Annotated in this window: 13 protein-coding genes; 1 reads left to right on the top strand and 12 read right to left on the bottom strand. The window is 68.2% G+C overall.

Features of this window, described 5'->3' with window-relative positions; genetic code table 11:
* The 5 genes from ACT6QK_RS13470 to ACT6QK_RS13450 all read right to left on the bottom strand — a co-directional run.
* Positions 1–224, bottom strand: a 224-nt coding sequence (locus ACT6QK_RS13470; RefSeq protein WP_444598338.1) for a translation initiation factor IF-2 associated domain-containing protein, incomplete at its 3' end; no start/stop codon positions are given.
* Between the two features lie 121 nt (positions 225–345).
* On the bottom strand, positions 346–1,029 hold the full coding sequence (locus tag ACT6QK_RS13465) for an RNA-binding protein (protein WP_444598337.1): 684 nt from the start codon (positions 1,027–1,029) through the stop codon (positions 346–348).
* Between the two features lie 18 nt (positions 1,030–1,047).
* On the bottom strand, positions 1,048–2,790 hold the full coding sequence (gene nusA / locus ACT6QK_RS13460; protein WP_444598336.1) for a transcription termination factor NusA: 1,743 nt from the start codon (positions 2,788–2,790) through the stop codon (positions 1,048–1,050).
* Positions 2,790–3,386 (bottom strand): ribosome maturation factor RimP, encoded by a 597-nt coding sequence (gene rimP, locus ACT6QK_RS13455; RefSeq protein WP_444598335.1) that lies wholly within the window; start codon positions 3,384–3,386, stop codon positions 2,790–2,792. Before rimP ends, nusA begins: the two co-directional genes overlap by 1 nt.
* A gap of 174 nt (positions 3,387–3,560) precedes the next feature.
* Positions 3,561–4,055, bottom strand: coding sequence for a DUF1993 domain-containing protein (locus tag ACT6QK_RS13450; protein WP_444598334.1), 495 nt, complete (start codon positions 4,053–4,055; stop codon positions 3,561–3,563).
* A 63-nt stretch (positions 4,056–4,118) separates the two neighbouring features.
* On the opposite strand from ACT6QK_RS13450, the gene ACT6QK_RS13445 reads away from it, so the two are divergent.
* Positions 4,119–4,700, top strand: coding sequence for a biotin transporter BioY (locus ACT6QK_RS13445; protein ID WP_444598333.1), 582 nt, complete (start codon positions 4,119–4,121; stop codon positions 4,698–4,700).
* On the opposite strand, the gene trmB is transcribed toward ACT6QK_RS13445, so the two are convergent.
* The 7 genes from trmB to ACT6QK_RS13410 all read right to left on the bottom strand — a co-directional run.
* Positions 4,690–5,400 (bottom strand): tRNA (guanosine(46)-N7)-methyltransferase TrmB, encoded by a 711-nt coding sequence (gene trmB / locus ACT6QK_RS13440; RefSeq protein WP_444598332.1) that lies wholly within the window; start codon positions 5,398–5,400, stop codon positions 4,690–4,692. The two genes, ACT6QK_RS13445 and trmB, sit on opposite strands and share 11 nt — an antisense overlap.
* Before the next feature lie 114 nt (positions 5,401–5,514).
* Positions 5,515–6,708: a methionine adenosyltransferase gene (gene metK / locus ACT6QK_RS13435; RefSeq protein WP_444598331.1), complete on the bottom strand. Its 1,194-nt coding sequence runs from the start codon at positions 6,706–6,708 to the stop codon at positions 5,515–5,517.
* Between the two features lie 66 nt (positions 6,709–6,774).
* On the bottom strand, positions 6,775–7,263 hold the full coding sequence (locus tag ACT6QK_RS13430; protein ID WP_444598330.1) for a hypothetical protein: 489 nt from the start codon (positions 7,261–7,263) through the stop codon (positions 6,775–6,777).
* A gap of 66 nt (positions 7,264–7,329) precedes the next feature.
* Positions 7,330–7,809 carry a helix-turn-helix domain-containing protein gene (locus ACT6QK_RS13425; protein ID WP_444598329.1) on the bottom strand — a complete coding sequence of 160 codons (480 nt, stop codon included), beginning with the start codon at positions 7,807–7,809 and terminating at the stop codon, positions 7,330–7,332.
* Between the two features lie 611 nt (positions 7,810–8,420).
* Positions 8,421–10,025: a bifunctional phosphoribosylaminoimidazolecarboxamide formyltransferase/IMP cyclohydrolase gene (gene purH / locus ACT6QK_RS13420; RefSeq protein WP_444598328.1), complete on the bottom strand. Its 1,605-nt coding sequence runs from the start codon at positions 10,023–10,025 to the stop codon at positions 8,421–8,423.
* Between the two features lie 75 nt (positions 10,026–10,100).
* On the bottom strand, positions 10,101–10,535 hold the full coding sequence (locus ACT6QK_RS13415; protein WP_444598327.1) for a hypothetical protein: 435 nt from the start codon (positions 10,533–10,535) through the stop codon (positions 10,101–10,103).
* Positions 10,532–11,668: heparinase II/III family protein (locus tag ACT6QK_RS13410; protein ID WP_444598326.1), on the bottom strand; the 1,137-nt coding region annotated here is incomplete at its 5' end. The genes ACT6QK_RS13410 and ACT6QK_RS13415, both read right to left, overlap by 4 nt.

Genomic DNA, 11,668 nt, shown 5'->3' with positions numbered 1-11,668 from the left:
AAGCCGGTCGGGCGCTGCGGCCCGCCGGTCGGTCCGGCGCGGCGCTTGGTCTCGACCACCACCGTCTTGGTGCGGCCATGGCTGAAGCTCTGGCGCACGGTGCCCGTCGCGACCGATCCGGTCGCGCGCGGCTTCAGGCTGAGCGGCGCGCGGGGGCCCGTCGTCGACGGGGCGCCCGTGGCGTTGCTCTGGCCTTCGTTGGTCTTGTCGTTCTCGTCGCTCATCCGGTCGCTTTACTCGTGGGCGGGGAAGTCCGCCGAAATCTCAAATCGTCACGCAAACACAAAAAGCCGTGCGCAGCCCGGTCCCGCACAGGAACCAGACCCCGCCCGTCAATTCAGCCCGTCAAGGCTCGTCTCCCGGGTCGTCGCCTGACCCGGCGCGGACCGTCTCCGTCGCCTCGTCAGAGGGGCGAACCCGGTCCCAGTCCGTTGGTCGCAGGGGGCGAAAACCCGCCAGCCGATCCATCTCGGCGGTCCAGCGGTCAGCCCGCCCGCCCGCGAGAAGCACGGCGTGTATCACATTTTCCAGCCCAAGGGCCAAACTCAAATCGTCGGCGGTGAACGCGCCGCAGATGCGGGCGCTCTGGTGGCGGGCCAGGTTGAGGATTTTTCCGCGTCCGTCGGCCGCGCCGTCGCTGGCCTCGATGACCCAGGCGACCGATCCCGAACGGAGGGCGGCCGCCGATTTCTCGAAACCTGAGATAAGCACGCCTTCGCGTCGGGCAAGACCCAGCTGGTCCAGAACGCGGCGGACCAGCAGCCGCTCGACCAGGTCGGGCAGGTCGGCGGCGGGCTTCAACGGCGCGCGGGCCGAGCGGGCGAAGAGGTTCTTCTTGACCGCCGCGGCGACCGAGGCGCGGTCGGCGGCGACCCACAGGCCGCGCCCGGGCAGTTTCCGGCCCAGGTCGGGGGCGACCGAGCCGTCCGGTCCCGCGACGAAACGGATCAGACGAGATTCATCCATGACCTGGCCGGTGACCAGATCGCGGCGATCCCTATCCGATGCGTGCGCCTCGCGGAAAGTCATGGACGGCCCGGGCTCCCATCACGCGTCTTGGGGCTGGTCGTCGTCGGCCGAGGCGTCGGCCTCGACGTCGGATTCAGCTTCGTAGGCGGGGGCCTCGCCGAAGACGGCGTCGGGGTCGTATTCGCCCTCGGCGTATTCGACCTCGTCCTCGTATTCCGGCTCGGGCTGGGGCAGTTCGGAGGCGTCGATCCAGCCGGCGGCGACGCGGGCCTGGAGGATCAGCATTTCGGCGTCTTCCTGGGACAGGTTGAAGCTTTCCAGCACGCCGGCGACCTTGACCCGCTCACCGTTGACGACCTCGTGGCCGCCGCGGATTTCGTCGGTGGCCAGGTCGGCCAGATCCTCGACCGTCTTGACGCCGCCTTCGCCCAGGGCGACCGCGATGGGCAGGGTCACGCCCGGCACGTCCAGAACGCCATCCTCGACGCCCAGTTCGGTGCGTTTGGCGTCCAGAATGGCGGCCTGCTTGTCGAGATATTCGCGGGCGCGGGTCTGGAGGTCCTCGGCGGTTTCCTCGTCGAAGCCCTCGATCTCGGCGACTTCGTAGGATTCGACGAAGGCCAGGTCTTCGACCGTGGCGAAGCCTTCGGTGACCAGCAGCTGGGCGATGACCTCGTCCACGTCCAGGGCTTCCTGGAACAGGGCCGTGCGTTCGGCGAACTCCTTCTGGCGGCGCTCGCTGTCCTGGGACTCGGTGATGATGTCGATCTGCCAGCCGGTCAGCTGGGAGGCCAGACGCACGTTCTGGCCGCGACGGCCGATGGCCAGCGACAGCTGTTCGTCGGGCACGACCACCTCGACGCGACCGGCCTCTTCGTCGAGCACCACCTTGGAGACTTCCGCCGGAGCCAGGGCGTTGACGATGAAGGTCGGCTCATCCGGGTTCCACTGGATGATGTCGATCTTCTCGCCCTGCAGCTCGGCCACGACCGCCTGGACGCGCGAGCCGCGCATACCGACGCAGGCGCCGACGGGGTCGATGGAGGAGTCGTTCGAGAGCACGGCCATCTTGGCGCGCGAGCCGGAGTCGCGGGCGGCGGCGCGGATCTCGATCACGCCGTCATAGACCTCTGGCACCTCCTGGGCGAACAGCTTGGCCATAAAGCCCGGGTGGGCGCGGCTGAGCATGATCTGCGGACCCTTGGTCTCGGCGCGGACGTCGTAGATGTAGGTGCGGATGCGGTCGCCGATGTTGAACACCTCGCGCGGGATCGACTGGTCGCGGCGCATGATGCCCTCGCCCCGGCCCAGATCGACGATGGTGTTGCCGTATTCGACGCGCTTGACGGTGCCGTTGACGATCTCGCCGACGCGGTCCTTGAACTCTTCATACTGGTTGGCGCGCTCGGCCTCGCAGACCTTCCCGGTGATGACCTGACGGGCCATCTGGGTCTGGACGCGACCGAACTCGAACGGCGGCAGATCCTCGACATATTCCTTGCCGACCACGGCTTCGGGATCACGCTTGGACGCATCGCGCAGGCGGACCATGGCCGAGTCGTTGAACTCCTCCAGCTCGTCTTCCGGCTGCCAGTCGTCCTCGACGATGGTGACGTGACGGGTCAGGGCCAGCTCGCCGGTCTTCGGATCGATCCTGGCGCGGATGTCGTGGTGGGCGCCGTAGCGCGACTTGGCGCCCTTCTGGATGGCTTCTTCCAGGGCCTCGATGACGATCTCGCGATCGATATTCTTCTCCTGGGCGACCGCATTGGCGATCTGGAGCAGTTCGAGACGGTTGGCGGAAATACCGGTGACGGCCATCAGGCTTTGTCCTCAGATTGGGTCTTGGTGTCGGTTTGATCTTCGGCCGCCCCTTCGGGCAGCCCGTCGTCTTCAGGTTCGCCGCGACGGGCGCGGATTTCGGCGCCGCGCTTCAGAAGCGCGTCGGTCATGACCAGCTTGGCGTCCACCAGCCAGTCGAAGGGGATCAGGGCGGTGTCGTCCTCGCCGTCCAGGTCCATGCAGACGTTCTCGCCCTCGGTTCCGGCGACGATGCCCTTGAAGCGTTTGCGGCCCTCGATCATCCGGTCGGATTCGAGCCGGGCCTCGAAGCCCTCGAAGAGGTCGAAATCCTTGAGCCGGGTCAGGGGACGATCCACGCCGGGCGACGACACCTCCAGCAGGTATTCGCCGGGGATGGGGTCGGCGGCGTCGAACACCTCCGACACGGCGCGCGACAGACGGGCGCATTCCTCGACCGAGATGTCGTTGTCCGAGGGACGCTCGGCCATGATCTGAAGCCGCTGGCGCAGCGAGCCGCCCATCAGGCGCACGCGCACGATGTCGAGGCCGAGCGACTCCGCGATGGGGTCGATCAGTTCGATCAGCTGGCGGTCCTGGGCGGTCTTGGCGCGCAAGGCGGGGTCTCTGGGTTCGGGCTCTGAAGCAGGCAAGAAAAAAGCGGCTGGCCATCCAGGGCCGCCGCTTGGAACGACGCCGTTGGACGCCGGTCTAACGATGTGGGAGGCCATATAGGCCCATCGAAGAGGGTTGTCAGCCCCCTTCGTTCGCCGCCTACGTCATGCGGACCTTCAGGCGCGGCCGAGGTAGTCCCGCTTGCCGATCTCGACCCCGGCCGCGCGCAGCAGGGCGTAAGCCGTGGTCACGTGGAAGAAGAAGTTGGGCAGGGCGAAACCGGTCAGATAGGCGCCGCCCTTGAAATGCTGTTCGCCGCCGGGGAATTTCAGCACCACGTCGCGATCCTCGCCGCCTTCGAAGGCCGAGGCGTCGACGGAGTGTATGAAAGCGATCGTGGCGTCGATGCGGGCCTTGAGCTCGGCGAAGCTGGCCTCTGTGTCGGCCATCGACGGATTGTCCGTTCCGGTCAGGCGGGCCACGGCGCCCTTGGCGGAATCGGAGGCCAGCTGGATCTGGCTGGGGAAGGGCCGCATGTCAGGCGCCAGTCGCGCCTCCAGCAGTTTCGCCTCATCGAATCCCTGGGTCAGGGCCTTGTCCATCAGGGCCGAGAGGTTGGTGAGGGCGCGCACGAAGACGGGGGCGGAGGCGTCATAGAGGCCGAAGCTCATGGGATGTCCTTCAAGGGTGGCGGGCGCGGCGCGCCCGTGGCGGAGCAGATAGGAAGGCGGGGCTTGCGACGGAAGCGTCGCCGTGATCTTCGGCGCATCATGGATGCGCGAGGCCCCTCTCTGACGACCTTAGGTCTGGCCCTGGTCTTCGCCGGGCTGATGGCCCTGTCGGCGCGGTTCGACATTCCCATGCATCCGGTGCCGATGACAATGCAGAGCTGGGCCGTGCTGCTGGCCGGGGCGGTTCTGGGCGCGCGATGGGGTGTGGCGGCGGTGCTGGTCTATCTGGCGGCGGCGCTGATCGGCCTGCCGGTTCTGTCGGACGGAGCGGGCGGACTGTCGCCGTTCGCCGGGCCGACGGCGGGCTATCTGGTCGCCTTTCCGATCGCGGCGGGGCTGACGGGGGCGGCGGCGAGTCGGGGCCTGCTGGACCGGCCGGTCGCGGGGCTGGCCGTCCTGTTCGTCGCCCATCTGGTCCTGCTGGGTCTCGGCGCGGCCTGGCTGGCGCGTGCCATGGGGCTGGAGGCGGCGCTGGCGGCGGGATTCACGCCCTTCCTGATCGGGGCGGCGGTCAAGTCGGGTCTGGTGCTGGCGACGCGGCAGGGCCTGTTGAAGCTCTGGCCCGCGCTTCGTCTCAGATCCTGACGAAGTCGAGGAAGATGGGGGCGATGTCGCCCAGCTTCTTTTCCTCATAGCGGGTGACGACATGGTCGTCGGGCGCCGCGTGACGGTCGGCGGGCCCAGTGAATTGGAGCGCGGGGTTGGCGTCGAACTTCTCCCGTGCCCAGTCGGCGTAGTTCTCCCAGTCGGTGACGAAGCGCAGCCGCCCGCCTGGCTTCAGCACCCGCACGAGGTCGGCGACGAACTCGTCCTGAACCAGACGCCGCTTGTTGTGGCGCGCCTTGTGCCAGGGATCGGGGAAGAGGATCATCACCCGGTCCAGGGAGGCAGGGTTCAGGGCCTGGACCACCGCGCGGGCGTCGTCGGCATGGATGCGGACGTTCTTCAGACCACCCTCGTCCACATGGCGCAGCAGGGAGGCGACCCCGTTCAGGAAGGGCTCGCAGCCGAGAATGACGGTGTCCGGGTTGCGCGCCGCCTGGGCCGCCAGATGTTCGCCGCCGCCGAAGCCGATCTCCAGCCAGGCCGAGGTCGAGCCGGCCATAAGGGCCATCGGATCGATCGGTCCCGCCGCCGGGTCGGGCACGGCGATGGACGGCAGCAGGCTGTCGAACAGGGCCGCCTGCAGGGGTTTGATCGGCCGCGACTTGATGCGGCCGAAGGTCCTCAGGGGACGATGGGCGCTGGTGTCGGCGTCGGGATCGGAGGGCTTGGAAGCGGGCATGGCGGGCCCTGTAGCGGGTGATGGGGACGGAAAGAAGCCGCCGAAGACGAAAACGCCGGCCGCGCCTTTCGGAACGGCCGGCGAAATCGGGGATCCCGAAGGATCAGGCGGTGATCAGACCAGGGCCTTCAGCTGATCGACCAGATCGGTCTTCTCCCAGGAGAAGCCGCCTTCTGCGTCGGGCTCGCGGCCGAAGTGGCCGTAGGCGGCGGTGCGGGCGTAGATGGGCTTGTTGAGGCCCAGGTGCTCGCGGATGGCGCGTGGGGTGGCGCCGCCGATCAGGCCCAGGATCTTCTCTTCCAGAACCGATTCCGCGATCTTGCCGGTGCCGTGCAGATCGACGTGGATCGACTGAGGCTTGGCCACACCGATGGCGTAGGAGATCTGGATGGTGCAGCGGTCGGCGAGACCGGCGGCGACCACGTTCTTGGCCAGGTAGCGGCAGGCGTAGGCGGCCGAACGGTCCACCTTGGTCGGATCCTTGCCCGAGAAGGCGCCGCCGCCGTGGGGCGCCGCGCCGCCATAGGTGTCGACGATGATCTTGCGGCCGGTCACGCCGGCGTCGCCGTCCGGCCCGCCGATCTCGAAGGTGCCGGTCGGGTTGATGTGCCAGACGGTCTCGTTGGTGATGAAGCCCTGGGGCAGGACGCTTTCGACCACCGGCCTGACCACGGCGGCCACCTCGGCCTGGGTCTTGCCTTCGGCGTGCTGGGTCGAGACGACGATCGAGGTCGCGGCGACCGGCTTGCCGTCCTCATAGCGCAGGGTGACCTGGCTCTTGGCGTCGGGCTCCAGGATCGTGCCGCCGGCGTGGCGCAGTTCGGCCAGCTTCTTCAGGATGTTGTGGCTGTACTGGAGGGTGGCCGGCATCAGTTCCGGGGTCTCGTTCGAGGCGTAGCCGAACATGATGCCCTGGTCGCCCGCGCCCTCATCCTTCTCTTCCGAGGCGTCGACGCCTTGGGCGATGTGGGCGGACTGGGGGTGGAGATGGTTCTGGAACTCGAACTTCTCCCAGTGGAAGCCGGACTGTTCGTAGCCGATGTCCTTGACGGCGGCGCGCACGGCGGCCTCGATCTCGTCCTTGACGCCCGGGGCCCAGTTGCCCTCGGTGTCCATGATGCCCTGGCCGCGGATTTCGCCGGCCAGCACGACCAGATTGGTGGTGGTGAGGGTCTCGCACGCCACCCGGGCGAAGGGGTCTTTGGACAGGAACAGGTCCACGACGGTGTCGGAGATGCGATCCGCGACCTTGTCGGGATGGCCCTCGGAAACGCTTTCAGAGGTGAAGAAGAAGGAGGTGCGGGACAAGACGAGCTCCGATTGCGCCAAGGCGGTGGGCGCAGACATATAAAGACATCTTTATATGTGCAAGAGCTAGGCTCCCGCCGGTCGCCCTTTCGGCGCCTTGTCCGTGTCCTGAGAGGCCAGGCGCGGACGGGCCAGACCCGGGGCGGCTGGGGGCTCGCCCGCCAGCCAGCGCTCCAACACCCCCGCGGACAGGGTCAGAAGGCACAGCAGTCGGAACACGGCCAGGGCGGCCAGATTCTCGCTCTCGGTCAGGTCCGGTTGCAGGGCCAGGGCCAGATGGGCCGCGACGACCAGGCTCTGGGTCGCGGTGGCGGCCAGCAGCCACCAGCGGTCCTGACGGAAGGCCAGCCCCCCCAGAACGACGAGCAGCGCGACATCGCACAGGGCTGGACCGAGCGCGCTGCGGCCCAGTTGCAGGTCCGCCAGGGCCAGGCCGACGGACCAGGACGCCAGAATCGCCGCTACGGCCGTGCGTTCCGGGCGTCCGCCCCTGAACCACGCAAGGGCCGCAGCGAACGGAAGAACAAGGATGAGCAGAAGCTGAAGGGCGGCCATGAGGTTCAACCTATAGCCGCAATCGCCGACTTGGCCAGAGCGAGGCGCCGGGTCAATCGGGCCGGGTCAGTTGTAAGCGGCGGTTGGCCTGACCGTGGCCGAGGCGGCGAGGCCGGCCGGGTCCAGTCGGCCCAGCGCCCGATGATAGTCCGCCATCATGTGGGTCAGGGTGGTCGTGGTCGCCATCAGGACCACGGCCAGTCCGGCGATCATCGCCGCGCGCGCCAGGGCGTTGCGGGGCGGGGCGCGATAGCCCAGGCGGGCTGCGGGGATCGCCGCGCTCGCCGCCACGGGCGTGGTCGCGACCGGCGGCGCCGCCTCGACCGGAACGAGAGCTGGGGCCGGGGTCAGTCCTGAAGTCCCGACGGGCGCCAGCAGGGCCAGGGCCGCCTTCCGGCGTTTCACCCCGAGACGCTGACAGGCTTCATGGACGTGCTTCTTCACCGTCGCTTCCGAAATCCCGAGCACGGCCGCGATCTCCCGGTCGGTGCGGAAGGCGGTGAGGCGCAGGCACTCTTCCTGACGCGCGCTGAGAACGGAACGCATGCTGAAACTCCCACAGTGGCCCCGGCTGCCGAGTCTGTTTCGCCGGATTGGTAAAATCATCCAATATCCGTCCGAACTTACAAATCAAGCGGCCCATATGGGGCGAATGTAGAAACGGGCATTCCTCTTAGGACGATCGATCGACATTATTGGACTAAACTCTCCAGAGCTGCGGAATTTTCGCCATCGAATTGCTGAAAGCAGGCGCAATGCGAGAAGATTGCGAAAGATCATACCTATTATGCCCCGTCAGAGAAAATGTTCGTGCGTCCCAAAAAATTTCCGTGAAGGGAAATTTTGGCCGATCTGACGCCAAACGCGACATCGATCTGGGATTCGTGGGCGATTGTGAGTGGTTTTCACCTGTGCTCTGGGGTTTCTGGGTTGAATGCTGGCTTTCAGGGCCAAGCATTCTGTTCTCAAGGGTTGGATTTACCGCGCACCGCATGTCCAGTGCGCTGAAGCGTCCGGCTTTGGGGGGCCGAGCGATCCGCAGACGCCGTGAGGCGGCCGCACGTCGTGGGGGATGCGGACACGAAAAAACCCTCCGGACGGGGGTCCGGAGGGTTGAGGCGTTCTGGGGGTGGACGGCGCCGGGCGGCGCGAGGGCGTCAGTGGCGGAAGACGCGAACCCCGGTGAAGGCCATGGCCACGCCCTGTTCGTCGGCGGCGGCGATGACCTCGGCGTCGCGCATCGAGCCGCCCGGCTGGATGACCGAGGTGGCGCCGGCCGCGACCGCTTCCAGCAGGCCGTCGGCGAAGGGGAAGAAGGCTTCGGACGCACAGGCCGAACCCTCGGCGAGGGAATGGGCAAGGCCTTTCGCCTCGCCGGCCTCGCGGGCGCGGATGGCGGCGATGCGGGCGCTGTCGCGGCGGTTCATCTGGCCGGCGCCGATGCCGGCCGTCTGGCCGTCCTTCGCATAGACGATGGCGTTGGACTTCACGTGTTTGGCGACCGTGAAGGCGAACAGCATGTCCTGGATCTCGGTCGGCGTCGGCTGGCGACGGGTGACGATCTTCAGGTCCAACGGCTTTATCAGGCTGCGGTCGCGCGACTGGACCAGGAAGCCGCCGGCGACCGAACGGAAGACCTCGCCCGGTCCATGCGGGTCGGGCAGGCCGTCGGTGATCAACAGGCGCAGGTTCTTCTTGGCGGCGAAGACGGCCTTGGCTTCATCGTCGGCGCCGGGGGCGATAACGACCTCGGTGAAGATCTCGGTGATGGCCCGGGCGTCGGCGCCGTTCAGCGGCCGGTTGACGGCGATGACGCCGCCGAAGGCCGAGACGGCGTCGCATTCCAGGGCGCGAGCATAGGCTTCGGACAGGTTTTTGCCGATTGCGACGCCGCAGGGGTTGGCGTGTTTGACGATGACGCAGGCGGGCTGTTCGAACTCGGCGACCAGCTCATAGGCGGCGTCGGCGTCGGCGATATTGTTGTAGCCCAGCTCCTTGCCCTGGATCTGGGTGGCGTGGGCGACGCCGGGGCGGGCCTCTCCCGTGCGGTAGAAGGCGCCCGTCTGATGCGGATTCTCGCCGTAGCGCAGGGTCTGGGCCAGGGCGCCGGCGATGGATTTGCGGGCCGGGGCGGCGTCTTCCAGCTGGCCCGCGAACCAGCCGGAGACGGCGGCGTCATAGGCGGCGGTGCGGGCGAAGGCGCGGGCGGCCAGCTGCTTGCGCAGGGCCAGCGACGTCGAACCAGACGCCTTCAGCGCCTCGACGATCAGGCCGATGCTTTCGCCGTCCACGGCGACGGCGACATAGCCGTGGTTCTTGGAGCCCGAACGGATCATGGCCGGGCCACCGATGTCGATGTTCTCGATCACGGCGTCGAAGCCGCCGCCCGAGGCGACGGTGCTCTCGAACGGATAGAGGTCGATCCAGACGATATCGATCGGCCCGATGCCGTGTTCGTCCATGGCCGCCTTGTGCTCGGTCGCGTCGCGAACGCCCAGCAGGCCGCCGTGGACCACGGGGTGCAGGGTCTTGACCCGGCCGTCCATCATCTCGGGGAAGCCGGTCAGGTCGGCGACGTCCTTCACCGGCAGGCCGAACCCGGCGATGGCCGCGCGGGTGCCGCCGGTCGAGACCAGCTCGACGCCCGCCTCGTGCATCGCGCGCGCCGCGTCCTCCAGACCCGTCTTGTCCGACAGGGAGATCAGGGCGCGGACGGGCTTCACCGCGTCGGGGGCGGGCGGGAAATCGGGAGCGGCGGGCATGGGGCGAATCCGGGGCGGGGAGGGATGGGCGCGCGTCTAGCACCACAGGCTCCGAGGGTCACCCGCCGAGATGCGTCAGAGATCGACGTTGCACCATGCTGCGATCATCTCGCCACTCTCGGGAGCGATCAGAACATTCACTGCGCCGCAGCCAGCATGGACCACGCTGGGAAGCGTTTCGACGAGATAACTCCCCGGGGCCCGGTTCCACCGCTGTTCGGCGTCCGCAAGACCGATATCGGGTCGTATGAAAATGGCCAGGACCAGTTCCGAGGGATGATCCAATCGTTGCGGCAGGTGATCCGAAATCGTCGTGAACGGCAATGTTTCAGCCGATACTGTCTGCGTCGGCAGATAGTAGCGGGCATAGGATACTAGGGGCGACGCGCCAGGCGGCATCCTTATTCCGGCCTCAAGGCGCTTGCTGTCTTCGAACCTTGGCTGGTGCGTCGCGCTTTGACAGGCCGCCAAGCCGATCCATAACATCAGCGCGGAAGCCGCGCCCTTCACTCCGGATCGCCCGTGGCGCCGGCGGGGCTCAGCTTCCAGCGGATCTTGGTCTCGGCGTCGGTGCGGGCCGAGCCGCGGACGACGATCTGGAGCGAGCGGCGGGTCAGGCCGGCGTCGATGTGGACGCTGGGTTCGACGGCCACGTCGGGCCCGTCGGTGCGGAACCACCAGCCGCGGCCGGAATGGCCGCGCAGCAGGATGGAGCGCTTGTCGCGGGCCAGGGACGCCTGCACACCCGGCTCCAGATGGAAGCGGACGGCGTAGGGGGCGGCGATGGCGCGGACGATTTCCTCATGGCCGGGCGAGGGATGCAGCCGCTCCTCGGCGCGCAGTTCGTCCAGCCGCTGGTCCAGATAGAGGCGGCGCTGGTGCATCAGGCCGAAGGGCACGGCCCAGCCGTCATGCTCCATCTCCAGCCAGACGGCGCCCTCGGCCTGGCGGTATTCGGCGCCGACGTGGACGGGGCGGCCCACCAGACGCGGTCCGAGCAGATCGCCCTTCCAGCCGCCGAGCGGCTCGCCCAGGGACTGTTCGCCGAGGGTCAGGGTGGAATGGCCCGGCGTCAGGCGCAGGCCCGCCCGGTCGGCGGCGCGCGGGGTCCAGCCCGAGCCGGTGATCAGCCGATCCTTGCCGCAGGCGATTTCCAGCGCCATCGGCTGGGCGCAGGCGGTCTCGGACCAGGGGCCCGGGGCGACGGGGGCGGTGTCGGCCACCACGGTCAGCAGGGCGCCGTGCAGGCGTCGGTAGCCGGCGACTTCGCCGGAGGGGGCGGCCACGACGCCCTCGGAGACGCTCTCGTCATGGGCGCGGGCGGCGGCGACGCGCTCGACATGCGACGGCCCCCCGCCCTGGAAGCTGATCAGCCGTCCGTCGGGCAGGGTCAGCAGGCGCAGTCCCTCGGTCAGACGGGCGATGGCGGTGGTCAGGGCCTCGAGCGGCGGCTCCGAAATCTGGCCGAGAGCCTCGTCGAGCGTCAGCAGATCGAGCAGCAGCTCCATCCCGGCCTCGGCGCTGCGCGAGGCGTGTCCGCCGTCGGGACCGACCGTGTGTCTGAGCGCGCCCGGGAGGCCCGACAGGGCGCGGCGACGCAGACCGGCGCCCGGCTTGCCGGCCAGGACGCATCCGGCCAGGGC

Source organism: Brevundimonas sp., assembly GCF_052436175.1.
GTDB lineage: Bacteria > Pseudomonadota > Alphaproteobacteria > Caulobacterales > Caulobacteraceae > Brevundimonas.
The sequence above is the reverse complement of the archived record's forward strand: the minus strand, read 5'-3'. Positions and strand labels throughout refer to the sequence as shown.